The 25,526-nt window shown below is 70.1% G+C and carries 28 protein-coding genes and 1 riboswitch; of the genes, 17 read left to right on the top strand and 11 right to left on the bottom strand.

The features are described 5' to 3' along the window. Positions 1 to 165 precede the first annotated feature (165 nt). The 3 genes from AB0C30_RS08740 to AB0C30_RS08730 are packed head-to-tail and all read left to right on the top strand — an operon-like array spanning position 166 to position 2,587. Positions 166 to 426, top strand: a complete 261-nt coding sequence (locus AB0C30_RS08740; protein WP_357941092.1) for an IclR family transcriptional regulator C-terminal domain-containing protein — start codon at positions 166 to 168, stop codon at positions 424 to 426. After that, a complete protein-coding gene (locus tag AB0C30_RS08735; RefSeq protein ID WP_357941091.1) occupies positions 423 to 1,427 on the top strand; it encodes a serine hydrolase domain-containing protein in 1,005 nt (334 codons plus the stop codon). Before AB0C30_RS08740 ends, AB0C30_RS08735 begins: the two co-directional genes overlap by 4 nt. Next, positions 1,424 to 2,587 carry an amidohydrolase/deacetylase family metallohydrolase gene (locus AB0C30_RS08730; RefSeq protein ID WP_357941090.1) on the top strand — a complete coding sequence of 388 codons (1,164 nt, stop codon included), beginning with the start codon at positions 1,424 to 1,426 and terminating at the stop codon, positions 2,585 to 2,587. The genes AB0C30_RS08735 and AB0C30_RS08730 overlap by 4 nt, the downstream gene beginning before the upstream one ends. An 86-nt stretch (positions 2,588 to 2,673) precedes the next feature. Here the strand turns inward: AB0C30_RS08730 and glyA are convergent, their stop codons facing one another. From glyA to AB0C30_RS08705, 5 genes are all read right to left on the bottom strand, one after another. Beyond that, on the bottom strand, positions 2,674 to 3,927 hold the full coding sequence (gene glyA / locus AB0C30_RS08725; protein ID WP_357642582.1) for a serine hydroxymethyltransferase: 1,254 nt from the start codon (positions 3,925 to 3,927) through the stop codon (positions 2,674 to 2,676). A 25-nt stretch (positions 3,928 to 3,952) separates the two neighbouring features. Further along, positions 3,953 to 4,034, bottom strand: a riboswitch (ZMP/ZTP riboswitch). Between the two features lie 45 nt (positions 4,035 to 4,079). Then, positions 4,080 to 5,735 carry a serine/threonine-protein kinase gene (locus AB0C30_RS08720; protein WP_357941089.1) on the bottom strand — a complete coding sequence of 552 codons (1,656 nt, stop codon included), beginning with the start codon at positions 5,733 to 5,735 and terminating at the stop codon, positions 4,080 to 4,082. 15 nt (positions 5,736 to 5,750) lie between these two features. After that, a complete protein-coding gene (locus AB0C30_RS08715; protein WP_357642581.1) occupies positions 5,751 to 6,686 on the bottom strand; it encodes a YihY/virulence factor BrkB family protein in 936 nt (311 codons plus the stop codon). A 60-nt stretch (positions 6,687 to 6,746) separates the two neighbouring features. Then, positions 6,747 to 7,121 (bottom strand): YccF domain-containing protein, encoded by a 375-nt coding sequence (locus AB0C30_RS08710; RefSeq protein ID WP_357941088.1) that lies wholly within the window; start codon positions 7,119 to 7,121, stop codon positions 6,747 to 6,749. 33 nt (positions 7,122 to 7,154) lie between these two features. Further along, on the bottom strand, positions 7,155 to 7,931 hold the full coding sequence (locus tag AB0C30_RS08705; protein WP_357941494.1) for a TIGR03084 family metal-binding protein: 777 nt from the start codon (positions 7,929 to 7,931) through the stop codon (positions 7,155 to 7,157). 242 nt (positions 7,932 to 8,173) lie between these two features. Here AB0C30_RS08705 and AB0C30_RS08700 point away from each other — a divergent pair, with 242 nt between their 5' ends. The 5 genes from AB0C30_RS08700 (at position 8,174) to AB0C30_RS08680 (ending at position 11,749) form a co-directional block, all read left to right on the top strand. Continuing rightward, a complete protein-coding gene (locus tag AB0C30_RS08700; protein ID WP_311132608.1) occupies positions 8,174 to 8,257 on the top strand; it encodes a putative leader peptide in 84 nt (27 codons plus the stop codon). Between the two features lie 108 nt (positions 8,258 to 8,365). Beyond that, positions 8,366 to 10,039 (top strand): nitrite/sulfite reductase, encoded by a 1,674-nt coding sequence (locus AB0C30_RS08695; protein WP_357941087.1) that lies wholly within the window; start codon positions 8,366 to 8,368, stop codon positions 10,037 to 10,039. After that, the gene (locus AB0C30_RS08690) at positions 10,036 to 10,206 is read left to right on the top strand and encodes an Insertion element protein (protein ID WP_357941086.1); all 171 of its coding nucleotides are present in this window, start codon (positions 10,036 to 10,038) and stop codon (positions 10,204 to 10,206) included. The genes AB0C30_RS08695 and AB0C30_RS08690 overlap by 4 nt, the downstream gene beginning before the upstream one ends. Next, on the top strand, positions 10,203 to 10,931 hold the full coding sequence (locus AB0C30_RS08685; protein ID WP_357941085.1) for a phosphoadenylyl-sulfate reductase: 729 nt from the start codon (positions 10,203 to 10,205) through the stop codon (positions 10,929 to 10,931). Before AB0C30_RS08690 ends, AB0C30_RS08685 begins: the two co-directional genes overlap by 4 nt. Before the next feature lie 23 nt (positions 10,932 to 10,954). Continuing rightward, positions 10,955 to 11,749: a sirohydrochlorin chelatase gene (locus AB0C30_RS08680; RefSeq protein WP_357941083.1), complete on the top strand. Its 795-nt coding sequence runs from the start codon at positions 10,955 to 10,957 to the stop codon at positions 11,747 to 11,749. 3 nt (positions 11,750 to 11,752) lie between these two features. Here AB0C30_RS08680 and AB0C30_RS08675 read toward each other — a convergent pair whose 3' ends face one another. Then, the gene (locus tag AB0C30_RS08675; RefSeq protein WP_357941081.1) at positions 11,753 to 12,313 is read right to left on the bottom strand and encodes a TetR family transcriptional regulator; all 561 of its coding nucleotides are present in this window, start codon (positions 12,311 to 12,313) and stop codon (positions 11,753 to 11,755) included. Positions 12,314 to 12,399: 86 nt separating this feature from the next. On the opposite strand from AB0C30_RS08675, the gene AB0C30_RS08670 reads away from it, so the two are divergent. Beyond that, the gene (locus tag AB0C30_RS08670) at positions 12,400 to 12,795 is read left to right on the top strand and encodes a nuclear transport factor 2 family protein (RefSeq protein WP_357941079.1); all 396 of its coding nucleotides are present in this window, start codon (positions 12,400 to 12,402) and stop codon (positions 12,793 to 12,795) included. Between the two features lie 5 nt (positions 12,796 to 12,800). Here AB0C30_RS08670 and AB0C30_RS08665 read toward each other — a convergent pair whose 3' ends face one another. Further along, entirely contained in the window at positions 12,801 to 13,505 is a 705-nt protein-coding gene (locus tag AB0C30_RS08665) for a DUF1707 domain-containing protein (RefSeq protein ID WP_357941077.1), read from the bottom strand. Positions 13,506 to 13,700: 195 nt separating this feature from the next. Between AB0C30_RS08665 and AB0C30_RS08660 the strand changes: the two genes are divergently transcribed. Beyond that, entirely contained in the window at positions 13,701 to 15,047 is a 1,347-nt protein-coding gene (locus AB0C30_RS08660) for an ankyrin repeat domain-containing protein (protein ID WP_357941075.1), read from the top strand. A gap of 71 nt (positions 15,048 to 15,118) precedes the next feature. On the opposite strand, the gene AB0C30_RS08655 is transcribed toward AB0C30_RS08660, so the two are convergent. Together AB0C30_RS08655 and AB0C30_RS08650 are read right to left on the bottom strand one after the other, a co-directional pair. Beyond that, positions 15,119 to 16,015 (bottom strand): maleylpyruvate isomerase family mycothiol-dependent enzyme, encoded by an 897-nt coding sequence (locus tag AB0C30_RS08655; protein WP_357941073.1) that lies wholly within the window; start codon positions 16,013 to 16,015, stop codon positions 15,119 to 15,121. Beyond that, on the bottom strand, positions 16,015 to 16,572 hold the full coding sequence (locus AB0C30_RS08650; protein ID WP_225289339.1) for a sigma-70 family RNA polymerase sigma factor: 558 nt from the start codon (positions 16,570 to 16,572) through the stop codon (positions 16,015 to 16,017). The genes AB0C30_RS08655 and AB0C30_RS08650 overlap by 1 nt, the downstream gene beginning before the upstream one ends. Positions 16,573 to 16,724: 152 nt before the next feature. On the opposite strand from AB0C30_RS08650, the gene AB0C30_RS08645 reads away from it, so the two are divergent. Next, positions 16,725 to 17,150, top strand: coding sequence for an OsmC family peroxiredoxin (locus AB0C30_RS08645; RefSeq protein ID WP_357941071.1), 426 nt, complete (start codon positions 16,725 to 16,727; stop codon positions 17,148 to 17,150). A gap of 33 nt (positions 17,151 to 17,183) precedes the next feature. Then, positions 17,184 to 19,289, top strand: coding sequence for a glycogen debranching protein GlgX (glgX, locus tag AB0C30_RS08640; RefSeq protein WP_357941070.1), 2,106 nt, complete (start codon positions 17,184 to 17,186; stop codon positions 19,287 to 19,289). 199 nt (positions 19,290 to 19,488) lie between these two features. Here glgX and AB0C30_RS08635 read toward each other — a convergent pair whose 3' ends face one another. Beyond that, complete coding sequence (locus AB0C30_RS08635) at positions 19,489 to 19,893, bottom strand: hypothetical protein (protein WP_357941068.1); 405 nt, start codon at positions 19,891 to 19,893, stop codon at positions 19,489 to 19,491. 206 nt (positions 19,894 to 20,099) lie between these two features. Between AB0C30_RS08635 and AB0C30_RS08630 the strand changes: the two genes are divergently transcribed. The 5 genes from AB0C30_RS08630 to AB0C30_RS08610 all read left to right on the top strand — a co-directional run bounded on the left by AB0C30_RS08630 (position 20,100) and on the right by AB0C30_RS08610 (position 24,190). Beyond that, the gene (locus AB0C30_RS08630; protein WP_357941492.1) at positions 20,100 to 20,543 is read left to right on the top strand and encodes a hypothetical protein; all 444 of its coding nucleotides are present in this window, start codon (positions 20,100 to 20,102) and stop codon (positions 20,541 to 20,543) included. A gap of 47 nt (positions 20,544 to 20,590) precedes the next feature. Further along, positions 20,591 to 21,745, top strand: coding sequence for a serine hydrolase domain-containing protein (locus tag AB0C30_RS08625; RefSeq protein WP_357941066.1), 1,155 nt, complete (start codon positions 20,591 to 20,593; stop codon positions 21,743 to 21,745). A 113-nt stretch (positions 21,746 to 21,858) separates the two neighbouring features. Next, positions 21,859 to 22,581, top strand: a complete 723-nt coding sequence (locus AB0C30_RS08620) for a pyrimidine reductase family protein (RefSeq protein WP_357941064.1) — start codon at positions 21,859 to 21,861, stop codon at positions 22,579 to 22,581. Beyond that, positions 22,578 to 23,816 carry an ATP-dependent DNA ligase gene (locus tag AB0C30_RS08615; RefSeq protein WP_357941062.1) on the top strand — a complete coding sequence of 413 codons (1,239 nt, stop codon included), beginning with the start codon at positions 22,578 to 22,580 and terminating at the stop codon, positions 23,814 to 23,816. The genes AB0C30_RS08620 and AB0C30_RS08615 overlap by 4 nt, the downstream gene beginning before the upstream one ends. 26 nt (positions 23,817 to 23,842) lie before the next feature. Next, on the top strand, positions 23,843 to 24,190 hold the full coding sequence (locus AB0C30_RS08610) for a hypothetical protein (RefSeq protein WP_357941060.1): 348 nt from the start codon (positions 23,843 to 23,845) through the stop codon (positions 24,188 to 24,190). Between the two features lie 356 nt (positions 24,191 to 24,546). On the opposite strand, the gene pgeF is transcribed toward AB0C30_RS08610, so the two are convergent. Continuing rightward, complete coding sequence (gene pgeF / locus AB0C30_RS08605) at positions 24,547 to 25,254, bottom strand: peptidoglycan editing factor PgeF (RefSeq protein WP_357941058.1); 708 nt, start codon at positions 25,252 to 25,254, stop codon at positions 24,547 to 24,549. Positions 25,255 to 25,526: the final 272 nt, after the last annotated feature.

Below are 25,526 nucleotides of genomic sequence, written 5' to 3'. Positions count from 1 at the left end.
GCCACCCGCCACCGGCCACCGCCTCCGGGGACCTCCGGCCCGTCCCCGAAGGCACCCGACGCCCCGCCGTAACCCTCCGTACGGCGGGGCGTCCTCATGCCCGGAGCAGGTCCGAACGGCGGGGCGCCCTCACGCCCGGAGCAGGTCCGAACGGGGGGCGTCCTCATGCACGGACCTCAGCCCCGGTCGGCGGCGGCTTTGCCGCTTCAGGAGCTGGAGGCGGTACGCTCACGCGGCTACGCGATCGACAAGGAGCAGAATGAGGCGAACATGCGCTGTGTCGGGGCGGTGGTCCGCGACGCGAGTGGGACGGCGGTGGGCGCGGGTCTCACGCTCAGCCTGAGTCAGGACGACATACCGCTGCTGGGACCGCTGGTGGTGGCCGCCGCCGCCCGCGTGCCGGCGGCGATCGGGAGGAACGTATGACGGACGTGCTCGCGCGGGCCCGAGCCCTCGGGGAGTTCTCCGGCGCGGCCTGGGCCTACGGCAGGTCGAGCGGCCCGGTTTCGCGCGGCCGGCTCGGCACGCTGGCGTGGAACGGCGACCCGGTCAGTGACGACACCCTGTGGGACCTGGCCTCGCTCACCAAGCCGATCGTCGGGCTGGCCGTCATGGCGCTGGTCGAGTCGGGCGAGCTGACCCTGGACGATCCCATCGCGCTGCACCTGCCGGAGTACGCCTCGACCGACAAGTCCGGCATCACCGTCTTCGAGCTGCTGACGCACACCTCGCGCATCCCCGGGCAGCAGCCGCTCTACCGCGACCACCCAACCCGCGACGAACTGCTCGCGGCGGTGGCCCGGCTGCCGCTGCGCTCCTCGCCCGGGGTCGAGTACAGCTCCCAGGGGTTCATGATCCTCGGCCTGATCGCCGAACGCGCCGCCCGGACCCCGCTCGACCAGCTGGTACGGGAGCGGGTGACCGGGCCCGTCGGCATGGACGAGACCCGCTTCCTGCTGCCCGAGGCCGACCGGGGTCGCGCGGCCGCCACGGAGGACTGCCCGTGGCGCGGCCGGATCGTCCAGGGGACCGTGCACGACGAGAACGCCGAGGTGCTGGGCGGGGTGGCCGGGCACGCGGGGCTGTTCGGCACGCTGGAGGACCTGGCGCGGCTGGGCCGGGCGCTGTGCCGGGGCGGCGGTTTCTTGGGCGCCCGAACGCTCGAGGTGATGACCCGGACGCGGACCGGAGGCAGGGCGCTGGCCTGGGAGGGGTGGGAGCGGCCCGGCTGCAGCGGGGGCGATCTGCTGAGCCCGGCGGCGTATGGGCACACCGGGTTCACGGGGACGAGCCTATGGGTGGATCCGGAACTGAACGTGTTCGTGGTGCTGCTGACCAACCGGGTGCACCCCAGCCGGGGGTCGGACGCGATCAACCGAATCCGCCGCGCCTTCCACAATGCGGCTGTCGCGGAGGTCCTGGCATGACCGGTGATGCGCTTCGGGTGGTCGGTTCGGCTTCGGTGGTGCGGCTGGTTCCGGGAGGCGGCGGGCTGGTGCTGGAGCCGACCCGGGAGCGGCCCGGGGATCTCTGGATCGGGCCCGGCTGGGTGGACCTGCACGCCCACGTCTACGACGGGATGACGGTGATCAGCGTGCCCCCGGACGGGGTCGGCCTGGACCAGGGCGTGCACGTGGTCGCCGACGCGGGCAGCGCGGGCCAGGCGACGATCGACGGTCTGGCCCGCTATGTCGTTCCGGCCGCCGAGACCGAAATACGCGCCTGGGTGAACATCGGCTCATACGGCCTCGTTCATCTACGCGAAACGGCCGACCCGAGTTTCATCGACGTGGACGCCACACTAGCCGCCATCGAACGGCACCGGGGTCTGGTCTGCGGCGTGAAGGTCCGCTCCAGCGGCGCGGTCGTGGGCGCGATGGGGCTGCAGCCGCTCCAACTCGGCCGGCTCGTCGCCCGGCAGGCGGGTCTGCCGCTGCTGGTGCACGTCGGCGAGGCGCCGCCGCTGATCGAGGACGTGCTCGACCTGCTGGACGAGGGCGACGTGATCACCCACTGCTACCACGGCAAGACCGGCCATCCGTGGCGGCCCGACGGCACCCCTGCCCCCGCGCTGGCCCGCGCGCTCGACCGGGGCGTGCTGCTGGATGTGGGGCACGGCGTGGCCAGCTTCAGCTTCGACGTCGCCGAACGCGCGCTCGCCGCCGGTTACCCACCGCACTCGATCAGCACCGACATCCACGTACGCAACATCGGAGGCCCGGTGCACGACCTGGCCACCACGATCACCAAGCTGCTGGCCTGCGGCCTGCCGTTGAAGAACGCGATCACGGCGGTGACGGACGCACCCCGCCGCGTCCTGCGCATGGACTCGCCAGACTCGGAATGGCTGGCGAACGACGGCACGATAAGGCACGCCACGGTATTCCGGCTGGTCGGAGAGGCCACGGCGTCCCGGTCGACCGCAGAGACCACGGAGTTCCGGCTGACCGGGGAGACGGAGCGGGTCTATGTGGATTCTCGCGGAACCCACCGCGAGCCCACCCAGCGCATCCTCCCGGTGGCCACCATCCGGGAGGGACGCCTCCGGCCCACCGAACCGCGCCACCGGTCAACGACACGCACGTAACGGCGCCGAGCCCTGTGCGGGGCTCAGCGGCCGTTTTCCTGGAGACCTACAGCCACGTATGGCGGGCGGCTGTGCCGAAACGGAAATCAGGAGAGACCAGGCGCGGGGAACTGCGCGGTCAGCTCACTCACCTCGTGGTGCACCCGGCTGATGACGTGCTCGGCGTCGCCCTTGGCCAGGGCGGTGACGACCTCGTCCATCCACGCGCCGATCTGCCGCATCTCCGCCGGCCCCATCCCCCGGGAGGTGACAGAGGGGGTGCCGATGCGGATGCCGCTCGGGTCGAACGGCTTGCGGGTGTCGAAGGGGACCGTGTTGTAGTTGGTCTCCAGGCCCGCGCGGTCGAGCGCCTGGGCGGCCGGCTTGCCGCCGATGCCCTTGGGCGTGAGGTCGAGCAGGATGAGGTGGTTGTCGGTGCCGCCCGAGACCAGGTCGAAGCCGCGGCTCGACAGCTCCTCGGCCAGCGCCTTCGCGTTGGTCACCACCTGGTGCGCGTATGCCTTGAAGTCGTCGGTGGACGCCTCGTGCAGGGCCACGGCGATGGCGGCGGTGGTGTGGTTGTGCGGGCCACCCTGCAGACCGGGGAAGACGGCCTTGTTGAGCGCGGTCGCGTGCTCGTCGGTGGTGGCCATGAGCATGGCGCCGCGCGGGCCGCGCAGCGTCTTGTGCGTGGTCGTGGAGATCACGTCGGCGTGGCCCACCGGCGACGGGTGCGCGCCGCCCGCGACGAGGCCGGCGATGTGCGCGATGTCGGCGGCGAGTACGGCGCCCACCTCGCGGGCGATGGAGGCGAAGCCCTCGAAGTCGATCGTGCGCGGGATGGCCGTGCCGCCGCAGAAGATCAGCTTCGGCCGGTGCTCCAGGGCCAGCGCCCTGACCTCGTCGAGGTCGATGCGGCCGGTGTCCTGGCGCACGCCGTAGCGGACCGGGTTGAACCACTTGCCGGTGGCCGAGACCGACCAGCCGTGCGTGAGGTGACCGCCGAACGGCAGGCCCATGCCCATCACGGTGTCGCCCGGCTGCAGGAAGGCCATGTAGATGGCCAGGTTGGCGGGCGAGCCCGAGTAGGGCTGGACGTTGGCGTGATTGACGCCGAACAGCGCCTTGGCCCGCTCGTTGGCCAGGGTCTCGACCTGGTCGATGACCTGCTGGCCCTCGTAGTAGCGCTTGCCGGGGTAGCCCTCGGAGTATTTGTTGGTCAGGACGGTGCCCGTGGCCTCCAGAACGGCCTTGGACACGTAGTTCTCCGACGCGATGAGCTTGACGGTGTCGGCCTGGCGGCGCTCCTCCGCCTTGATGAGCTCGGCGATCTGCGGGTCTACGCTTGTGAGAGAACTCATGACTCTCCTGTCATCGTTGACAATGTGCGAAGACCCAGGCGCACGGCCTTCTGCCCTTCCGCTCCCTGGTGGTTCGCCCCACCTAACGCGCCAGTCGCGACGTTCTAGACGATAGCGGATCGGGCAGGGGGGACCGGGCACGGATCAGGTGATCAGGCAGATGAGAGGGCCACGTTCTTGATCGTTCCCAGCGGCCCGAGGTTGACGTCCACGTGCTCCGCGTCGTGGGGCACGCCCTCGAAGACCGCCCAGAGCTGAAGCTGCATACCGCCCCCGAACGAGGCCGTGGGGACCTCGGCGCACTGACAGGCGTTGTCCTTCCTGGCCGGGTACAACGGCTTGCCCACGCCGGGAGGGACGATGCTGATCCTCGACACGGTGTTGTCGAGGGTGCTGGCACCGAATCTGTCGTACAGGGGCGCGTTGTTCTTGCCGACGTTCTTGACCGTCCACTGCAGGCGGGCCGTGGTGCCCTGCCGTACGAGGGAGTCGATCCGCACCTGGAAGGTGGTGTCCAGGGCGTCGAGCGTGCGGGTGACGGCGGGGGTGCCCGGCTCGGCGACGCGCTCCTGCCATGGGCGCAGTACGGCGAGCGTGGCGCCCACGCCGAGGACGGCCGCGAGCGCGGCGGCGACGACCGGGCCCAGCCAACGGCGCCGCCCAGAAGCCCGCCCGGCAGCCCGCCTCCCGCCGAACGGCCCTTCACCCGCTCCGGCGGGCGGCCCTTCACCAGCCCCAGCGGACGGGCCTGCCAGCGGTCCGGCAGACGGCCCTTTGACCGCGCCAGCGGAAGAACCTGCCGGCACCACCGCGGACGGCCCTCCCAGCGAACCAGCGGACGGGCCGTCGAACCGACTGTCGGGCCGCGTGGCACCGGGCGTGGTGGCTGACGCCGGGCTGGCCAACGATGGGATGGCTGACGACGGAGTGGCGAAGGGTGGGGCGGCGGAAGGTGGGGTGGGGGCGAGTGGGGTCCAGGTGTCTGAGACGAGTCTGGTGGCGGCGGCGACCGGCACCTCGGCGCGGCCGAGCAGCCGGTCCAGGAGTTGCTGTGCGGTCGGCCGCCGCATCGGGTCCTTGTCCAGCGCCCGCTCGACCAGCGGCCTGATCCGCTCGTCCAGCCCGTCGAGCACCGGCGCGTGGTTGATCACCCGGTAGACCACCTCGGCGACCCCGCCGGACCCGAACGGCGGCCGGCCGATGCCCGCGTACGCCACCAAGGCGGCCCACGAGAAGATGTCGCTCGCCGAGGTCACCTGCTCGCCCTTGGCCTGCTCGGGCGACATGTACGCGGGCGTCCCCATGCTCTGGGCGATCGTGACGGGCGCTCCCCCGGCGTCGGCGAGCTGGGCGATGCCGAAGTCGATGACCCGCGGCCCGACCGCGCTGAGCAGCACGTTGGACGGCTTCAGATCGCGGTGCACGACCCCGGCCTGGTGGATCGCGGCCAGCGCGGTGGCCACGCCGACGGCCAGCGCCTCCAGGTTCGACCCGGTCAGCGGCCCCTGCCGGACGACCACGCCGGACAGGTCGGGGCCCTCGACATATTCGGTGACCAGATAGGCGGTCCCGCCCTCGAACCCGGCGTCGAGCACGGGGGCGGTGCAGAATCTGGCGACCCGCCTGGCGGCCTCGGCTTCCTTGCCGAACCGGCGCCTGAACTCCTCACGGGCGGCCAGCTCGGGCCGCATCATCTTCAGCGCGACGCGCCTGCCGGTGGGGTCCTCCGCGAGGTAGACGAACCCCATGCCACCCTCGCCCAGCTTCTTGACGAGCGTGTAGGGGCCGACTCTCCGCTGTGCGTCCACCGGGGGGATTATTCCCTATTTGGTACGACTGGCGCCGGGCCAGAGCCGATCGACCTCGGCGTTCAGGATGGCTCCGATCAGCACGGCGAGCGCGGTGATGTAGAGCCAGAGCAGCAGCGCGATGGGCGCGGCCAGCGAGCCGTAGACGGACACGGGCGAGAACCACGCCGCGAGCACGGCCCGCAGCACGGCGGCACAAACGATCCACAGGAACAGCGCCAGGATCGCCCCCGGCAGCTCCCGGTACCACTTCGTCCGGACCGGCACGCTCACGTGGTAGAGCACGGTCAGGAAGAGCACCGAGCCGATGACCACCACCGGCCAGTACAGCAGGTCGACGAGGACGCCGTACTCCCCCGGCAGCGCGTCCTTGAGCAGCGTCGGCCCGATGACCAGCACCGGCATCACGATGATCCCGATGACCAGCCCGATCACGTAGAGCCCGAACGACATCAGCCTGGTCCTGATGATGCCGCGTTCCTCGCCGAGCCCGTAGGAGACGGAGATGAGGTCCACGTAGACGTAAAGTGCCCGCGAGCCCGACCAGAGCGACAGCAGGAAGCCCACCGAGATGATCGAGACCTTGCTGGCGTCGTCGCTGAGGACGTCGGTGATGAGCGGGTTGACCACCTTGTGCACCGCGTCGTCGGTGAACAGCAGCCCGGCCTGGTCGATCACCCAGGTCTTCACCTGCACGACAACCTGGGGCCCCAGCCAGGTGCCGAGCTTGGCCAGTACCCCGATCAGCCCCAGCACGAACGGCGGGAGGGACAGCAGCGCGAAGAAGGCCGCCTCGCCCGCGAGGCCCGTGACGCGGTAAGTGACTCCCGCGTTCGTGGTCGCGCGGACGGTCGCCCACGAATTCGTGTCGAGCACCCAGTTCAGCCTGGCACGGGCGTTGGAGGCGAGCCGCCTCCTCATCGACCGGCTAGGCGCATCGGTGGACGTCATGGCACCCAACGGTTATTAGCAGTGACTCTTCGGGACAGCTTACGTCCCCCGGGCACTGCCCTAGTCGACGTCGACGATGCGCGCACCCAGCGGGAGCAGGGAAACCGGGATGAGTTTGAGGTTCGCGATGCCCAGCGGGATGCCGATGACCGACAGGAACAGCGGGATCGAGGTGACCACGTGCCCGATCGCCAGCCAGATGCCCGCGAAGACGAGCCAGATGACGTTGCCGATCGTGGAGAGCGCCCCCGCGTCGGGGTCGCGCACGACGGTCCGGCCGAACGGCCAGAGCGCGTAGGCCGCGATCCTGAACGAGGCGATGCCGAACGGGATCGTGACGATCAGGACGCAGCAGATGACGCCGGCGATCGCGTAGCCGATGGCCAGCCAGACACCGGCGAAGATCAGCCAGATGACGTTCAGGATTGTCCGCATGCTTACAGCATGTCACCGGGGCTGCCTCTCAAATCATCGGGAATACCCCTGGCCTTTCCCTGATCGACCCTTACCGGGTGGTCCGGCGAACGCCTGCGCTATCTCCATCCAGGCGCGCGCGGTCTCGCCGGTGATCTCCAGGTCGGTGTCGTCGCGGTGGACGCGCTGGGTGACGAGCAGGCAGAAGTCCAGCATCGGCCCGCGGACCGTGTCGGCGGCCTCCTCGGGGCCCGCCGCCCATGGCGTCCCGTCGGGCATGGTCAGCTCCACGCGCACCGGCCGCGCCGGAAGGGGCAGATTCCGTACGGCGAAACCGTAGGGCATGGCTCTGAACCCGATCATCGCCACGTGCCGCAGCCTCGGGGTGGGCTCCCTGGTGACGCCGAGCGCGTCCGCGACGTCCTGGCCGTGCGCCCAGGTCTCCATCAGCCGGGCGGTGACGAAGGACGCGGCCGACATGTCGGGGCCGTACCAGGGCAGCCGGTCCCGGGCCGACAGCCCGGTGAACGCCTTGATGCTGCGGGCGCGCGCCGTACGGAACCATTCGAGCAGTTCGTCGGGGGCGAGCCCGCGGAACTCCGCGGCCAGGTCGTCGGTGGAGGTGAAGTGCGCCGCCGCCGCCCGGAAGACGTCGGGATCGGTCACGGCGGTGCGCGCGGCCTCGTCGAACCAGGCCAGGTGGCTCATCTGATCGCGCACCGCCCATCCCTCGGCGGGTGTGCCGAGCTCCCAGTCTCCGGCCTCCAGGGGCCGTAACAGCCCGTCGAGTGACGCGGTCTCCGCACGCAGGTCGCTCAGCAACTCGCCCATGAGGTCCACGGGCGCCAGCCTAACCGAACAAGGTTCTACGAGGAATAATGCAAGGGTGATCTGCGAGAAGTGCAAGGAAAAACGCCACGAGGAGTGTCGCGGCGGATCCTGGTGCGATTGCCAGCACCAGCAGGCCGAGGAGCCGGCCGAGTCGGACCTGGACTGGCCCCGTCAGGGGTGAAGAGCGTCCACAGTCTGGACCCAGTCTTGGACATACCGGATACCTAGCGTATCTTCGAACTATGCCAGCGGACCCCATGCTTGTCGGTCGACGACACGTCGATCTTCAGCGTGTCCGCAGTGCCATCTGTTGCGACGCCCGTTAACCCACCCGTTTTCTCCGTTGCGCGCGTCGCAAATCTCCTCCTTCACCCCTGCCCTCAATGATGAGGCGGGAGGAAGCCTGCGCGCGCCCATGAACCGAAGGACGCGCAATGAGCACCCCTGCCAGCCGGCATCACAAACGCCCGCGCGGCGAAGGCCAGTGGGCTCTCGGTTACCGGGAGCCGCTGAACAAGAATGAAGAGAACAAGAAGAACGACGACGGCCTCAACGTCCGCCAGCGCATCATCGACATCTACTCCAAGCGTGGTTTCGACTCGATCGACCCGGCCGACCTGCGCGGCCGGATGCGTTGGTACGGCCTCTACACCCAGCGCAAGCCCGGGATCGACGGCGGCAAGACCGCGATCCTGGAGCCCGAGGAGCTGGACGACCGCTACTTCATGCTGCGGGTGCGGATCGACGGCGGTCAGCTGAGCATCCCGCAGTTGCGGGTCATCGCCGAGATCTCCAACGAGTACGGCCGGGGCACCGCCGACCTGACGGACCGGCAGAACGTCCAGCTGCACTGGATCGAGATCGAGTCGGTGCCCGACATCTGGGCGCGGCTCGAAGCGGTCGGGCTGTCGACCACCGAGGCGTGTGGCGACACGCCGCGCGTCATCCTGGGCTGCCCGCTGGCCGGGATCGACACCGACGAGGTGCTGGACGCCACCGACGAGATCCACGTGCTGAACGAGCGGTTCATCGGCGACCCGGCCTACTCCAACCTGCCGCGCAAGTTCAAGTCGGCGCTGAGCGGGTGCCCGTCGCACTGCACGGTGCACGAGATCAACGACGTGGCGTTCGTGGGTGTCGAGCTGCCCAGTGGGGAGAAGGGCTACGACCTGTGGGTCGGCGGGGGGCTGTCCACCAATCCGATGTTCGCCAAGCGGCTCGGGGTGTTCGTCCGACCCGAGCAGGTGGCCGACGTCTGGGCCGGAGTGATCGGGATATTTCGTGATTACGGATATCGGCGGCTGCGGCACCGCGCGCGGATCAAGTTCCTGGTCAACGACTGGGGCGTGGAGAAGTTCCGGGAAGTCCTGGAGACCGAATACCTCAAGGAGGCGCTGCCCGACGGGCCCGCGCCCCAGGCGCCCCGTGGCTCCCGCCGCGACCACGTCGGGGTCTACCCGCAGAAGGACGGCAACTTCTACGTGGGCTTCGCGCCCAAGGTCGGCCGCCTCGACGGCGACAAGCTGCACGTGATCGCCGACCTCGCCGAGCGGCACGGCTCCGGCCGCGTCCGCACCACGGTCGAGCAGAAGATGGTCATCCTCGACGTCGCGCCGGACCAGGTCGACTCCCTGGTCGCCGAGCTGGAGGCGAACGACCTCCAGGTCAACCCGTCGACGTTCCGCCGCCAGACGATGGCCTGCACCGGCATCGAGTACTGCAAGCTGGCCATCGTCGAGACCAAGGCCACCGCCGCCAACCTCATCGACGAGCTGGAGCGGCGCCTGCCCGACTTCGCCGAGCCGCTCACCATCAACGTCAACGGCTGCCCCAATTCCTGCGCGCGCATCCAGGTCGCCGACATCGGCCTCAAGGGCCAGCTCGTCGTGGACGAGCACGGGGAGCAGGTCGAGGGCTACCAGATCCACCTGGGCGGCTCGATGGGCGTCAACCCCGGCTTCGGCAGGAAGGTACGCGGACTCAAGACCACCGCCGAGGCCCTGCCCGACTACGTCGAGCGGGTAGTGAAGCACTACGACGCCCAGAAGAAGGAAGGCGAGGCCTTCGCCGACTGGGTGCAGCGAGCGGACGAGGCGGACCTGCGATGACCACGCGAGCCGTCCCCTTCCACTGCCCCTACTGCGGCGACGAGGACCTCGAGCCCTACGAGGGCGACCCCGAAGCCCCCGACTCCGCGGCGCACGGCGGCTGGTACTGCCGGTCCTGCGCCCGCGCCTTCAAGCTGAAGTTTCTTGGAATCGGAGTGAAGATATGACACTCGTCGACATCGAGGTCGGTTTAAGAGAGCAACGCGGCGCGCTCGACCTGCAGGACATCGTCGAGTCCGCCGCGGTCTTCCTGGAGGACGCATCCGCCCGCGAGATCATCCGGTGGGCGGCGGCGACGTTCGGCGACCGGCTGTGCCTGACCTCCTCGATGAGCGACGCCCTGCTCATCGACCTGGTCAGCCGGGTCAAGCCCGGGGTGGACGTGTTGTTCATCGACACCGGGTTCCATTTCGCCGAGACGATCGGCACCCGTGACGCGGTCCAGCAGGTCTATGACGTCAATGTGATCAACGTGCAGCCGTCGCGCACGGTGGAGGAGCAGGAACGCGAGCTCGGGCCGCGCCTGTTCGGCCGCAATCCCGACCTGTGCTGCTACCTGCGCAAGGTGGAGCCCCTCAACCGGGCGCTCGAACCGTACCTGGCGTGGATCTCGGGCATCCGCCGCGACGAGGCGAGCACCCGCGCCGAGACCAAGGTCGTGGAGTGGGACGCCAAGCGGCAGATGGTCAAGGTCAACCCGATCGCCAAGTGGACCCAGGACGAGGTCGACAACTACATGGCCGACAACGGGGTGCTGATCAACCCGTTGCACTATGACAACTACCCCTCGATCGGCTGCGCCCCCTGCACCCGGCAGGTCGCGGAGGGCGAGGACCCGCGCAGCGGCCGCTGGGCGGGGCTGGGGAAGGTCGAATGCGGCATTCACCTGTAACCCCCAGCATGTGGCCCGTCCCGTTGGCAGACGGGACGGGCCAGGACATCCCACTGGTCGCGGTGGCGCACGGGTCTCGCGATCCGCGCGCCGCCGCGACCGTGGAAGCCCTGCTCGACGAGGTACGGCTGGCGCGGCCCGGACTGCCGGTGCGCACGGCGTACCTCGACCACGCGACCCCGTCCTTGGGGCAGGCGCTGAGCGGGCTGGACGCGGCCGTGGTGCTGCCACTGCTGCTCACCGAGGCGTACCACAGCCGGGTGGACCTTCCCGCGGCGCTCAACGAGGCCAGGGCGCGCGACCCGCGGCTGCGCGTGCGCTACGGCGCGACGCTGGGGCCGCACCCGCTGCTGCTGGCGACGCTCGAACGGCGGCTGGCGGAGGCCGGGGTGTCGCCGGGCGATCCGAACACGGCGGTCGTGCTCGTGTCGGCGGGTTCGAGTGATCCACGGGCCAACGCGGTGATCACCGGGATGGCGCGCTCCTGGTCACGGGCGACGGGCTTCCCGCGAGGGCTGTCCGCGGGCCCGCGTGCCACGGGAGGGTGGTGGGCGGTGACCGCGGCGTACGCGTCGGCGGCCGAGCCAACGCCCGCGCAGGCGGTGGCGCTCCTCCGCGAGGCGGGCGCGCCCCGGGTGGCCGTCGCGCCGTACCTGCTGGCGCCCGGCTATTTCGCCGACAAGGTGCGGCGGAGCACCCTTGAGGCGGGCGCCGACGTGATCGCCGACGTGCTCGGCCCGGCTCCCGAACTGGCCGAGGTCCTGCTGGAGCGCTATGACACCGCGGCCCACGCCCCGGCCGGTGCGGCGGCCTCGTAGACCTCAGCGCGTCTCGCCCGCCAAGCTCTCGAAGCACGGCCGCAGCAGGGCGATGATGTCGTCGGCGGGCGCGTCCGCCAGGGAGCTCAGCTTGAGCAGGTAACGATCGATCACCACCCCGTGGATGATCGCGCTGATCAGCGCCGCCCGCAGCCCGGCGTCGGCGGCCGGGATGGCCGCGCTCATCCGGTCGAGCCAGGTCGCCGCCGCCGCTCGGAACTCCCCCGACGCCTCCGCGTGCGTGAGCACGGAACGCAGCACAACGAGCGACGCGACCGGTTCGTCGTCGAGCCGCCGGCGCAGCGAGGTGAGCAGGGCCTCCGCCGGATGCCCCACCGGCAGTTCCTCGTCCGGCAGCTTGGCCGCGCGCGAGAACAGCTCCTCCTTGCTGCCGAAGTAGTGCATCACCAGCCCCGCGTTGACCCCCGCGGCGGACGCCACGTTCCGGATCGTCGTGCGCTCGTATCCCAGCTCGGCGAAGGTGGCACGGGCGGCGGCGAGAATGCGGGCCTCGGTCTCGCGGCGCTGCTCGGCTCGGGTGCGGCGCGGCTTCTCGTCGGACACCAGTTCATTGTACGGGCGTTGACCGAATCACCAGATTCGTTCTACGGTTGTTCAATGAACGCACGTTCAACGAATGCGGGGTGGCCGTGAACGCACGTGAGGTGGCCGAGCGGGTGCTGGAGACGAGCCTGTCGGCGGACATGGAGGGGTTCGTGGCGTTGATGGCCCCCGACGGGGTCATCGAGTGGCCCTACCGTCCCGAGGGCGTCCCGGAGACCCTCAACGGGCGGGACGAGATCCGGGCGTTCATGGCCACGGGTGGGCGGCTGATCGAGTTCGAGAGGCACGTCGATGTGGTGATCCACGAGACGGCCGATCCCGAGGTGGTCATCGTCGAGTACACCGTCCACGGCCACGTCGCCGCCACCGGCGCGCCGTTCACCCAGCGGGTCATCGCCGTGATCCGGGTGCGTGACGGATTTATCGTGCACTATCGCGACTACATCAACCCGCTGCCGTTGATGGCGGCCATGGGTTCGTGAGCGCGTCAGTAGCCCCGGCGCAGATCGCGGCGCATGCTGCGGTGGTCGTCGCGGAGCTGCCTGCGCATGCTGCGCCACTCGTCGCCGTGCAGCATGCGCCACTGCTCGCGCCACGCCGCCAGGCCGCGCCGTAGCGGTTGCGCCTGGGAGTCGCCGATCACCTTCACGTCGCCCATGACCGCGTACGCGTGCACCCGGATGACCGGTGCGTTGGTGCCCGGAGCCGCTTCCAGGACGTCGACCCGCTTGTCGCCCATGATGGCCATGCCGTCGAGGTCCACGTTGACGCCGTCGGGGACGATGATCTTCACGTCGCCCATCACCGAGACGGCCATGATGTCGACCACGTTCGTGCGGACCTCGGCCTCACGCAGGTCGAGCAGCACATCGCCCATCACGGCGACCGCGCCCAGCTCCTGGTCGATCCGCCAGGTGCCGCGCCGCTTGGAGTCGCCCATGACGCCGACGAACCAGCGCCGCTTGCGCGCGGGCCCCTCCTGATGGATGGGTGGCACGGGCACGGCGCCCGAGGCGGGCAGGTCCTGGACGAGCATGGCCAGCTCGGCGTGCGTGGAGGCGGTGTAGGCGGCCTCGGTGCGGTCGGTCAGCTCGACGAGCGTCAGCCGCCCGTCAACCGAGGCGACGCGGAGCTGCTCCACGACGGCTTCACGTTCGGCGTCCGAGGCCCTAACCTCGCCAGGGTCAGTCATAGTCGCAACATATCGCGTTTCCGGACGATCGGGATCCTCCCGGAGAAGGAACAGCCCTACTCCGAACTGCTCACCTCGCCGAGCCGCTCACCTCGCCGAGCCGCTCACCTCGCGAACTGCTCACCTCGCCGAACTGCTCATCGCGCTTGCGAGGGGCTGACACGGCCGGCGCCCGATCCAAGCTAGGGTCCAGTCATGCATGAGGAACAGCTCTACCGGGCCGCGTTGAACGGCGAGTCGGAGAAGGTGAGCGAGCTGCTCGCCGGTGGCACCGACCCCAACCAGGCCAGCGCGGGCGATGAAGACGGGCTGCCGCTCTGCGCGGCGGCCGCCTGGGACCGGGCCGAGGTCGCGGGCCTGCTGCTGGCCGCCGGGGCCGACGTCAACGGCCGGGAGAGCGGCGGCTGGACCGCGCTGCTCTGGGCCGCGGCCAAGGGGCACGCCGAGACGGCCGAATTGCTCATCGAGGCGGGTGCCGAGATCGACGCCGCCAACGACGTCGGCGACACGCCGCTCACGCTGGCGGCCCGGCGCGGCGCCCTGGGCGTCGTACGCCTGCTGCTGGACAGCGGGGCCGACGCCGCCAAGTACGACGGAGACGGCGACACCCCGCACGAGATCGCCGTCGACTGGGTGGGCGTGCACCTGGAGAGCGCGCTGCTCGACCAGATCGGCCAGGACGACTGGGAGTACGTCGTGGCGCGCCAGTTCGCCAAGGACGGCACCGAGCTCGTCACCGTGGCCGGGCGCTCCCCCGACGGCGAGCAGACCGAGCAGGTGCAGGCACAGCGCGGCCACGCCGCCATCGCGACGCTGCTGGAGGACGCCACCGGCATCTACGCCCCGGCCGACCAGCTCGTGGCGCGGGCCCTGGCGCACCGCGACACCGACGAGGACGCCGAGACATGGTGGATCGTCGCCGACTCGCTGGGCAAGCGGGCCGACGACGAGACGTACGAGGTGCTGGCCGGGCTGTGCGTGAGCGAGGACGCCAGGGAGCGGGAGTTCGGCGTCGACGCGATCGCCCAGTTCGGGTTCGCCGACGACGACAAGCCCTACCTCGAGCAGACGCTGCCGCTGCTGCAGAAGATGGCCACCACGGAGGGCAACGCGCAGGTCCTGCGCTCGGTGCTGGCCGCGCTCGGCCATCAGGGCGACCCCCGGGCGCTGCCGCAGGTGCTCGACATCATCGGCCGTCCTGATCACCGGCGCACCATGACCGACGCGATCGCGCTGGCCGATGTGCTGCCGCCGGACCACGAGGAGGGGCTGGAGCTGCTGATCGGCATGACGCGGGACGACGAGGCGGAGGTCCGCGACTGGGCCACGGCCGGGCTGGCCTCGCTCAAGGCCGACACACCGCAGATCCGCGAGGCACTCGCCGACCGCCTCGACGACGCCGACTTCCGTACGGTGGCGGAGGCCACGCGCGGGCTCGCCGAGCGGGGCGACCCGCGGGCCGAGCAGGGCGCCAAGCGCGTGCTGGCGGAGAGCGACGACGAGTACGCCAGGGACCTGGTCACCCAGACCCAGGCGCAGTAGGGACGTGACACGGGCCCGGCCCTGACCGCCTCGGATGGACCCGGCCCTGAACGCCTGCGGGGAAGCGGGCGTCAGGGGCCCGAAAGGGCCGGGGCGGTGTTGAGGACGTCGTGAGCCAGGGCGAGGTCGCCTTCGAGGTCGGCGGGGAAGGACCCCGGGTCGCCCCGCCCGCCCAGCAGGAAGCAGAACTCCACCACGTCCGCCGTGATGTGCGCGTCCGGGACGCCGCCACCGTCGGCGGCGTCCGTCACGCCGAGCGGAACGTGCCACTCCCCGCCTCCCGGCCCGGTCAGCGTGAGCAGGAGCGTGCGCCCGCTGCCGTCCAGGCCGGACAGGAGCATCGTCCACGGCAGCAGCCGCGCGCACAGGTCGGCCGTCGGGTGGATGTGCTCGGGGATCGGGTCGGGCAGCCGGAGGCCGCCGGTGCGGGCGGCGTCGTCGGCGTGCACCCACGTCTCCAGGCACCGGGCCAGGATGTGGTCGGACACCGGCGCGTCGAGGCCGTCGAGGTGCGCGGCGGTGCCGGGGTCGAGGTCGGCCAGGTGGCGGCAGAGGGCGTCGGCCTGGGCGCGCCAGTCGCGCCTGGTCTGTTCGGGGCTGCGGGACCGCTCGTAGTTCTGGACGTCGGCGGTACGGCTGAGCGAGTCGGTCGCGCCGATGGCCGGACCCAGCACGGGGGCGCCGACGGAGGCCGCCAGCAGGCCGTCCTTGGCGGCGAGGTGGGCGACGAGTTCCTGGAGCGTCCAGCCCTCGACGATGACCCGTGACCAGTCGTCCTCCACGGCGGAGGCGAGCAGCGCGTCCATGGCGGCGACGCGCCCGGCGTACGGCCGCACCCAGGGGGCGGTGGGCGCGGCGGGCCGGCGCCGGGCCCTGGCCCCGGCCAGGAGCTGGGCCCGCAGGGAGCGTTCCGGTACGGCCGGGTCCTCCATCAGCGCGTCCAGGTAGAGACGCTCGACGGGCTCCATCACACCTCTTCCTCTGCCAGCGCGTCTGCCAGGCGGCGTAGCGCCAGCCGGATCCGCGACTTGGCCGTGCCCTCGGGCACGCCCAGCTCCTCGCCCACCTGGCGGTATGTCCGCCCACCGTAGTAGGCCAGTTCGACCGCTTCCCGCAGGCCGTCGGGTAACGCCATCACCGCCTGCCGTACCCGCTTGGCCTCGTCGGCCGCGAGCACGTTGTCCTCCAGCCTGGCGGGCTCGGGCTCGTACAGGCGGGGGCCCAGCGCGGAGACGCGCCTTCGCTCCTCGGCCCGTACGTGGTCGACCGCGCGGCGGTGGGCGATCGTGGCGAGCCACGCGCGCAGGGTGCCACGATCTGGGTCGTAGGCCAGCGGCCGTTCCCAGAAGACCAGGAACACCTCCTGCGTGATGTCCTCGGCGATCACCCGGTCCCTGGTGACACGCAGGGCGAGACCGAAGATCAGCGAGGAGAGCCGATCGTAGACCTCCCCGAGCGCGGCCTCGTCGCCGCCGACCACCCGCTGATGCAGCAGGCGGTCGTCGTACGGTGCCTCCACTGGCACCACACTCCCGTGATCCGGACCAAGGCGGCGGGTGCGCCGCGACCCGAGCATGTCATTATTCGCCGGAAATGTGCACACGGATGACCGAGCCGCAGAACTTTCTCGGGCTCGCGATAGGGTCGGAATTCCTACGACCAGAGGGAGCAACCACTATGGCCACCACTCGCACCGCCACTACTGAGTGGAAGGGCGCGCTGCTCGACGGGTCGGGCACGGTGTCGCTGAACACCTCGGGTGTCGGCACGTTCGAGGTCACCTGGGCGTCCAGGTCCCAGGACGCCGGCGGCAAGACCTCGCCCGAGGAGCTCATCGCGGCCGCCCACTCCTCCTGCTTCTCGATGGCGCTCTCGCACGGCCTCGCCGGTGCCGGCACGCCCCCGGAGTCGCTGGAGACCAGCGCGGACGTGACGTTCCAGCCCGGTGAGGGCATCACCGGGATCGTCCTGACCGTGAAGGGGCAGGTGCCCGGGATCACGGCCGAGCAGTTCCAGGAGGCGGCGGAAACCGCGAAGGCCAATTGCCCGGTGAGTAAGGCGTTGACGGGCACGACGATCAGCCTCAACGCCGAACTCCTCTAGCGGGACCGCGATCGCGTGCGACAATTGGGTCACATGCGCGAGGTCTGGCCGGGCGAGCCCTATCCACTTGGCGGCACCTGGGACGGCGTGGGCACCAGCTTCTCGCTGTTCTCCGAGGTGGCCGAGCGAGTCGAGCTATGCCTCTTTCACGATGACGGCTCCGAAGAACGCGTGGATCTGCCGGAAGTCGATGGATTCGTCTGGCACGGTTACCTGCCGGGCATCGCGCCGGGACAGCGCTATGGCTACCGCGTGCACGGCCCGTACGAGCCGTCACACGGGCACCGGTGCAACCCGGCGAAGCTCCTCCTCGATCCCTACGCCAAGGCGATCGACGGTGATCTGACGTGGAACGAAGCGCTGTTCCCGTACCACTTCACCGACCCGACGCGGCTCAACTCGGCCGACAGCGCGCCCTTCATGCCGAAAAATGTGGTCATCAACCCGTTCTTCGAATGGGGCAACGACCGGCCGCCGCGCACTCCGTACCACGAGACCGTGATCTACGAGGCGCACGTGCGGGGGCTCACCATGCGCCACCCGGCGGTGCCCGAGGAGCAGCGCGGCACGTACGCGGGCGTGGGGCACCCGGCGATCATCGACCACCTGCTCTCGCTCGGGGTGACGGCGGTCGAGCTGATGCCGGTGCACCACTACATGCCTGAGCACTTCCTGGTGGCGCGGGGGCTGACCAACTACTGGGGCTACAACACGATGGCCTACCTGGCCCCCCACGGCCGTTACAGCAGCGCGGGCACGCGGGGCGAGCAGGTGCTGGAGTTCAAGGCCATGGTGCGGGCGCTGCACGAGGCGGGCATCGAGGTCATTCTCGACGTGGTCTACAACCACACGGCCGAGGGCGACCACATGGGGCCGACGCTGGGGTTCAGGGGGATCGACAACTCGGCCTACTACCGGCTGCACGACGGTGACCGGCGCTACTACCTGGACTACACCGGCTGCGGCAACTCGCTGAACGTCCGGTCGCCGCACGCGCTCCAGCTCATCATGGACTCCCTGCGTTACTGGGTGCTGGAGATGCACGTCGACGGGTTCCGGTTCGACCTGGCGGCGGCGCTGGCGCGGGAGCTGCACGACGTCGACCGGCTGAGCGCCTTCTTCGATCTGATCCAGCAGGATCCGGTCATCTCGCAGGTGAAGCTGATCGCGGAGCCGTGGGATGTCGGCCCCGGCGGCTACCAGGTCGGAAATTTCCCACCCTTGTGGACGGAGTGGAACGGGAAATACCGCGACATAGTGCGAGATTTCTGGCGCGGCACCCACTCGGCGCTCCCCGAGTTCGCCTCCCGCCTGACCGGCTCCGCCGACCTCTACGCCTCCTCGGGCCGCCGGCCCGTCGCCTCCATCAACTTCGTGACCTGCCATGACGGCTTCACCCTCACGGACCTGGTGTCGTACGACCGCAAGCACAACGAGGCCAACTGCGAGGACAACCGCGACGGCACCGACGACAACCGCTCCTGGAACAGCGGCGCGGAGGGGCCCGTCGAGGACCCCGAGATCGTCCGCCTCCGCCACCGGCAGCGCCGCAACTTCCTGACGACGCTGTTCCTGTCGCAGGGGGTGCCGATGCTCTCCCACGGCGACGAGCTCGGCCGCACGCAGCGGGGCAACAACAACGCCTACTGCCAGGACAACGAGCTCGCCTGGATCGACTGGTCGCAGCTCCACACCGAGTCCGACCTGCTGGAGTTCGTCTGCGGACTGTCGCGGCTGCGGCGCGAGCACCCGGTCTTCCAGCGCCGCCGCTTCTTCCACGGCCGCCACCCGGACGACGGCAAGCGCGACCTGGTGTGGCTCACGCCGGGCGGCACGGAGATGACGGCCGGAGACTGGCACATCGGCTACGCCAAGTCGCTGATGGTCTACCTCAACGGCGAGGCGATCACGGAGCCGGGGACGCGGGGTGAGCGGATCGTGGACGACTCGTTCCTGTTGCTGATCAACGCCCACCATGAGGACATGACGTTCACATTGCCGGGCGGGGAATTCGGCGACCACTGGCTGCCGATCCTGGACACGGACGACAAGGGGGTCTGTGATGGCGAATACGCCTCCTCCTCCCAGGTGACGGTGACCTCCCGCAGCATGCAGGTGCTCCAGCGTCCCCTTTCTTAAGGGCTGGTTTTAGGAGCGGTTTTTACGGCAGGCACGGTGAGCCCCACCCGCCGTACGGGGTCGGCGTCTGTCCAGGGGGACGCTCCTCCGGTGGAGGTGGCCGGGCGCCGTGACGAGACGGTGAGACCGGGGCCTTCACAACGCGCCTCATACCGCCCGTAGAAGGCCCACCGCGGTCGTAGAGGGCTCATCGCGGCCCCTAGAGCAGCCCCGCGACGCTCACCGTGAGGATGACCAGGACGAACGTGGCCACGCCCGCCAAACCGTGTAGCAGCACCGCGAGGAGGGGAAAGCGTCGCTCCGCGCCTCGCGCGTGGCGGCCGGCACCCAGCCAGCGGGTGAACATCACGAAGCCCAGCAGCGCCGCCGCCGCCAGGACCCCGAACGCCGTCCATGCCAGCGCGCGGTTGCCCGTGAGCAGGAAGGCCACCCAGCAGGCCAGCGCGGACACCCCCAGCACCGGATGGGAGAAGATCAGCGTCACCGGGAAGCGCGTGACCTTCGCCGCCTGTTGCCGCAGCCCACCACCCGACAGCCACAGGTAGAGCAGATAGATCCCCACGAGCGCGGTGAACAGCCATGTCACAGCGGTGACCAACCCCACTGGGCCCTCCCTCAAGTGCCCGATTCCCCTGCCGCCACGTTATGCGCGTCACGCTGCGTACGTCCCTAGATACGCCAAAGTGCTATCTCTGGCGGTGCGACGAGCCACTTTTAACCGCGTTCAGCCAGCCAGTTAGCCTTGTCCTACGTTGTTAGGGGAAGCCGGATGAAGATCGTGATACCGGGGGAACCGGGCAGGTAGGCACCATCCTCAGTCGCGCGCTGACCGCAGCGGGCCATGACGTTGTGGTCCTGACCAGGCGCCCGGTGCGTGATCACGACGTCCGCTGGGATGCCGAAGCCCTGGGCCCATGGGCGAAGGAACTCGACGGCAGCGACATAGTGATCAACCTGGCCGGGCGCAGCGTCAACTGTCGCTACACGCCTGACAATCTGCGGGCGATGATGGATTCGCGGGTGGGAGCGGGCCCAGGAGCAAGCCGAAACCCCGCACACGCGCAAGGTCAGCATGCGCGCCGCCATGGTGATGAGCCCCGACCGCGGCGGCGTCTTCGATGTCATGCTGCGGCTCGCGCGCCTCGGCCTTGGCGCCGGTGGGGCTGCCGCCGACGACCTCGTGCGACGTCTGCGCGGCAGGCCTGGCTCATACCGGCTTCCGAGGAAACGTTGAGGAAACGCTCTCCTGCCTAGAACTGGAGCTCCGCATCGGGACTTCGATCTTCCAGGAGGAGCGCCTCATGGTTTCGCGTCAATCGGCAGTCGCCCGCGTCATCTTGGCGGCATGCACGTCGTTGGCTCTGAGCGTGTCCACGCCCGCCGTCGCAACGGCGGACAACGCCGTCGAGGTAGGGGACGTGCAGAAGGCGATGGCCGCCTTGGTGAAGACAGGCCACGTGGTGGGCGCCATTGGCGAGGTGTACGTGAACGGCAAGCGGGTCAGGACGGGATCGGCCGGATCTCGGCTGCTCGACGGCAGGGGCGGCGCCATCCCCTCCACCGCCCGCTACCGGATCGGCTCACAGACCAAGAACATGACCGCCACCGTGGCCCTGCAACTCGTACAGAGCGGCAAGCTGAAGCTGGACGACACTCTCAGCGAGGTGCTCCCCGAGATGGCGGAGAAGGATCTGGTGGAACGGGCCGAAGAGATCACGGTACGCGACCTGATCCAGCTCACCTCGGGCATCCCCGACTTCCTCGGTCCCGACATCCGCGCGCTCGACCCCACACTCACGTATCGCCCCGTCGACCTGGTGGCCGCCTCCCGCAAGCGGCAACGGCCGTCGCAGATCGGGACCTTCAACTACTCCAACACCAACTACATCCTGCTCGGCATGATCATCGAGAAGCTGACCGGGCGTTCGCTGGCGACCGAGCTCAACCGGAAGATCTTCACCCCGCTGGGCATGCGGGACACCTACCTGCCGGTCAAGGCCGGCGCGGGGATCAAAGGGCCGCATGGGCACGGCTACATGCCGGATGAGACGGGCAAGCTGCTCGATGTCGACATGCTCAACGCCACCACCATGCTGGGCGCCGGCGGCGTGATCTCCACCGCGCGAGACGTCAGCGCCTTCCAACGCGCCTTCGTTCAGGGCAAGCTGCTGCCGGACTCCCTGCGCAAGGTGATCACCGATCCGGTGCCCGGCCAGCAGCCGCCGCCGCAGGGTGGTCCGTGCGCGGGCAACCCCGGCTTCCAGCCACGCGGCGGCAGCGCCCCCGGCTTCGTCGCCGCGACCTACACCTCCCCGGACGGGCGGCTGCAGTTCGCGGTCTCCGTGACGGTGGCCATGGATGATGGCGAGCGCGCCGCTGTGGCGAGACGCATCGACCAAGCCCTCACGTCGGTGTTCTGCCCCGCATCCGCCCCCAGCGGGAACCGCCGTCTATAGCCCGGGGTGGCACGCGAGGCCCAGATTGGCCATCTATCGTGCACACCTCACTATGCCCGCTGTCGAGGGTCCTTCGTCGGCTCGTTGTCGGAGGCGTGTGCCAAGGTAGAGGAGTGCGTCGCATCCATCCCGACATTCAGGACGATCCAGATATCCAGCAGGCCTACGCCTATCCGGCGGACCGGCCGTGGCTGCGCCTCAACATGGTCGCCAGCGCCGACGGGGCCGCCTGGCTGAAGGGCCTGTCAGGGGGGCTGTCCAGCCAGGGCGACCGGCGGATCTTCCGGATCCTACGCGGGCTGGCCGACGTGGTCATGGCGGGCGCCGCGACCGTGCGTACCGAGGGGTACGGCGCGGTCAAACCACGCGACTCCTGGAAGGAGTTGCGGGGGGACCGGCCGCCGGCTCCGCCCCTCGCGGTGGTCACCCGCCGACTCGATCTCGATCTGGGCAGTCCGCTGTTCACCGAAGCCGTGAGCCGGACGATCGTCATCACCTGCGAGGCCGCGCCCGCCGAGCTCCGCGCCGAGGCCGCCCGGGTGGCCGACGTCGTCGTGGCGGGCGGCGACCAGGTCGACATGTCGGTGGCCGTACGCGAGCTGCACGAGCGCGGCCTGACGCGGATCCTGTGCGAGGGCGGCCCCCGGCTCAACGGGCAGCTAGCGACGGCCGACCTGATCGACGAGCTCTGCCTGTCGATCAGCCCGCTGCTGGTCGGGGGCGGGGCGGCGCGCATTCTCAACGGCGAGGCGGCACAGGTCGAGCTACGGCTCAGCCAGGTGCTGGAGGAGGAGGGGGTCCTCTTCTGCAAGTACACGAGGGAGTCGACGACATGACCGAACCCACCCAGCCGCCCACCGAGACACCGGTCGACCCGCCGATCGAGGCGGCGGCCCACCCGCCGATCGAGCCACCAGCCCACCCGCCCGTCGAGGCGCCGGTCGCCGAAGCGTCGGAACCGGAGCCGGTGCCTAATCTGCCGGTTCGGCCGCCGGTGGCGCCGATGCTGGCCAAGCCGGTCAAGAAGATGCCCGAGCAGGACGGCACGCTGTTCTACGAGCCGAAGTGGGACGGGTTCCGGTGCATCGTGTTCCGCGACGGTGACGAGGTCTATCTGGGCAGCCGCAACGAGCGGCCGTTCACCCGCTACTTTCCCGAGCTGGTCGAGGCCGTCAGGGCGGAGCTGCCGGACAGGTGCGTGGTCGACGGCGAGATCGTGCTGCCGCAGGGGTCGCAGCTCGACTTCGACGCGTTGCAGCAGCGCATCCATCCGGCCAAGTCGCGGGTCGCGATGCTGTCGGAGCGGACTCCCGCGTCGTTCGTGGCGTTCGACCTGCTGGCGCTGGGCGACGAGTCGCTGATGGAGGCGCCGTTCAGTGAGCGGCGGGCGCGGCTGGAGCAGATCTTCCCGGAGAAGGGCAGGTCAATCCGGCTGACCCCGGTCACGACCAACACCGAGCAGGCGGGCGAGTGGTTCGAGATGTTCGAGGGGGCCGGGCTCGACGGCATCATCGTCAAGCCCGGCGACCAGCCGTACATCCCCGACAAGCGCACGATGTTCAAGGTCAAGCACGAGCGCACCGCCGACGTGGTGGTGGCCGGTTACCGCGAGCACAAGACCGGGCCGATCGTGGGCTCGATCCTGCTCGGCCTCTACGGCGACGACGGCAGGCTGCATCACGTGGGCGTGGCGGCGTCGTTCCCGATGGCGCGCCGGGCCGAGCTGGTCGAGGAGCTCAAGCCGTACATCGCCGAGCTGGGCGAGCATCCCTGGGGCCACTGGGCCGAGCAGGCGGCGGCCACCGTCGGGCAGCCGGCGGCCGGGCCCGCCACCGGCGGGCAGCGGGTGCCCGGCGCGGTGTCGCGCTGGAACGCCAAAAAGGACCTGTCGTTCATCCCGCTCCGGCCGGAGCTGGTGATCGAGGTGGCTTATGACCAGATGGAAGGCGACAGGTTCCGGCACACCGCGCAGTGGCGGCGGTGGCGGCCGGACCGCACGCCGGAATCGTGTACGTACGAGCAGTTGGAGAGGCCGGTCTCGTACAACCTTGACGATATCCTTGCCCGATAGCCCTTTATCCCGTTATATCTCGACATATGAGTACCGGTGATGAGCTGCGGGCGGCGGTGGGCGCCCGGCGGGACCTCGGTCCCGATTTCGAGGATGCGATAGTCGAGTCGTTCCTCGACAAAATGGGGCAGGAGGTCGACCGGCGGGTCGACGAGCGGCTCGCCGCCGCAGATCCCAAGGGCAAGAAGGCCAAGCAGCAACTGCAGCGACCCGCCGACGGCCAACGGCTGGCTCTGGCGATCGTCTCGATGGCTCTCGGCACGCTCCTGACGTTGGCCGTGATCATGGGCCAGAAGGAGATGTGGGTGATCGCGCCGATCTGGTTCGCGATCATCGTCGTCAACGGGATCTTCTCCGGCAACGGCAAGGGCTGACCCAACCGCCCGGCCCCTCCTGGGCACAGGTCCCGCCCGGCCGTTCACGAGCGTTGGTCTCGCCGGGCCGATCCCGAGCGCAGGGCTCGCCCGGCCGATCCCGTGAGCCGATCCCGAGACGCCGGTCTGGGCGTGAAGGCCCCGGGAGGAGTGCAGGTCTCGGGGGGTGCCGGGTCCCAGGGGGTGCGGGTCTCGGGGAGCGCGGGTCCCAGGGGGTGCCGAGTCCGAGGGGGTGCGGCACCTGGGGCGCACGGCCCCAGGGCAGGTGCCGGTCCCAGGGGTGTAGGACTCGGGGGTGCTGGTCCCACGGTGGGGTGCTGGTCCCCGGGGGTGCAGGACGTGGGGGGCGATGGTGGTCAGGTGAGCCAGATGAGGCCGGCGAAGCGGCCGCCTGGCTGCTCTCGCCGGTGGGAGTAGAGCTCCTGCGACTCGATCGTGCACCGGGCGTCGTGTCGTACGTCGGCGACGCCCGCCGTACGCAGCTGAGCCTCGATGCCCGCCCGCAGGTCCAGCGCGGGCGTGTCCCACGAGGTGGTCGACCAGGTTTCCGGCACCCGAGACGCGACCCGTTCGCGCAGGTCGGCGGGCACTTCGTAGCAGCGGCCGCATGCGCCGGGCCCGATCAGCGCCACCATCCGCGCGGGTTCCGCACCCTTGGCCGTCATCGCCTCGACCAGGGCGGTCGCGATGCCCGCCTCGGTGCCCGGACGGCCGGAGTGGGCGGCGGCCACCATGCCCGCGACCGGGTCGGCGACGAGCACGGCCGGGCAGTCGGCGCCCAGGGAGGCGAGCGCCAGCCGCGGCTCGGTGGTGAAGACGCCGTCGAGCGGCGGCGCGTCGTCGCCGAACGGCTCGCTGACGTAGGCGACGTCGGCGCTGTGGACCTGCCGCATGAACACGACGGCCCGCACACCCAGCTCGGCCGCGACACCCGCCCGGTTGGCGCGCACCGCCTCGGGGTCGTCACCGACCAGCCCGCCGAGATTGCGCGACGTGTACGGCGCGGCGCTCACGCCCCCGTGGCGATCGGTGATGGCGACGTGCACTCCGGGGGCCAGTTCCATACTCCGATCTTAGGCCCCGGCCGCCGACGACCGGCCTCCTGACGGGCCCGCCCGCCGAGCCGATGGCACCGCCCGCCGAGGCTCCACCGCTGGTGGTCCCATCAGTGTCCCTGCCAGTAGGGTTTGTGCTTGGCCCTTTCATGACGGATATGCCACCCCTGGCGGAGACCACCACGCTGCGCAGGCTCGTGGAGTACGCCGGCGCCTCGGGCGACTTCTACCAGAACGTGGGCCAGTGTTCCGGTGTTCACGCCGGGGTAAAGGCTCATATG

The sequence above is a fragment of the Nonomuraea sp. NPDC048901 genome (assembly GCF_040649695.1).
Taxonomy (GTDB): Bacteria; Actinomycetota; Actinomycetes; order Streptosporangiales; family Streptosporangiaceae; genus Nonomuraea.
The sequence above is the reverse complement of the archived record's forward strand: the minus strand, read 5'-3'. Positions and strand labels throughout refer to the sequence as shown.

Bases quoted from the DNA above. Each gene is read 5' to 3' on its own strand.
- AB0C30_RS08740 (WP_357941092.1), top strand. From the start codon at position 166: ATGCACGGACCTCAGCCCCGGTCGGCGGCGGCTTTGCCGCTTCAGGAG.
- AB0C30_RS08735 (WP_357941091.1), top strand. From the start codon at position 423: ATGACGGACGTGCTCGCGCGGGCCCGAGCCCTCGGGGAGTTCTCCGGC.
- AB0C30_RS08730 (WP_357941090.1), top strand. From the start codon at position 1,424: ATGACCGGTGATGCGCTTCGGGTGGTCGGTTCGGCTTCGGTGGTGCGG.
- glyA (WP_357642582.1), bottom strand. From the start codon at position 3,927: ATGAGTTCTCTCACAAGCGTAGACCCGCAGATCGCCGAGCTCATCAAG.
- AB0C30_RS08715 (WP_357642581.1), bottom strand. From the start codon at position 6,686: ATGACGTCCACCGATGCGCCTAGCCGGTCGATGAGGAGGCGGCTCGCC.
- AB0C30_RS08710 (WP_357941088.1), bottom strand. From the start codon at position 7,121: ATGCGGACAATCCTGAACGTCATCTGGCTGATCTTCGCCGGTGTCTGG.
- AB0C30_RS08705 (WP_357941494.1), bottom strand. From the start codon at position 7,931: ATGGGCGAGTTGCTGAGCGACCTGCGTGCGGAGACCGCGTCACTCGAC.
- AB0C30_RS08700 (WP_311132608.1), top strand. From the start codon at position 8,174: ATGCCAGCGGACCCCATGCTTGTCGGTCGACGACACGTCGATCTTCAG.
- AB0C30_RS08695 (WP_357941087.1), top strand. From the start codon at position 8,366: ATGAGCACCCCTGCCAGCCGGCATCACAAACGCCCGCGCGGCGAAGGC.
- AB0C30_RS08690 (WP_357941086.1), top strand. From the start codon at position 10,036: ATGACCACGCGAGCCGTCCCCTTCCACTGCCCCTACTGCGGCGACGAG.
- AB0C30_RS08685 (WP_357941085.1), top strand. From the start codon at position 10,203: ATGACACTCGTCGACATCGAGGTCGGTTTAAGAGAGCAACGCGGCGCG.
- AB0C30_RS08665 (WP_357941077.1), bottom strand. From the start codon at position 13,505: ATGACTGACCCTGGCGAGGTTAGGGCCTCGGACGCCGAACGTGAAGCC.
- AB0C30_RS08660 (WP_357941075.1), top strand. From the start codon at position 13,701: ATGCATGAGGAACAGCTCTACCGGGCCGCGTTGAACGGCGAGTCGGAG.
- AB0C30_RS08655 (WP_357941073.1), bottom strand. From the start codon at position 16,015: ATGGAGCCCGTCGAGCGTCTCTACCTGGACGCGCTGATGGAGGACCCG.
- AB0C30_RS08645 (WP_357941071.1), top strand. From the start codon at position 16,725: ATGGCCACCACTCGCACCGCCACTACTGAGTGGAAGGGCGCGCTGCTC.
- glgX (WP_357941070.1), top strand. From the start codon at position 17,184: ATGCGCGAGGTCTGGCCGGGCGAGCCCTATCCACTTGGCGGCACCTGG.
- AB0C30_RS08625 (WP_357941066.1), top strand. From the start codon at position 20,591: ATGGTTTCGCGTCAATCGGCAGTCGCCCGCGTCATCTTGGCGGCATGC.
- AB0C30_RS08615 (WP_357941062.1), top strand. From the start codon at position 22,578: ATGACCGAACCCACCCAGCCGCCCACCGAGACACCGGTCGACCCGCCG.
- AB0C30_RS08610 (WP_357941060.1), top strand. From the start codon at position 23,843: ATGAGTACCGGTGATGAGCTGCGGGCGGCGGTGGGCGCCCGGCGGGAC.
- pgeF (WP_357941058.1), bottom strand. From the start codon at position 25,254: ATGGAACTGGCCCCCGGAGTGCACGTCGCCATCACCGATCGCCACGGG.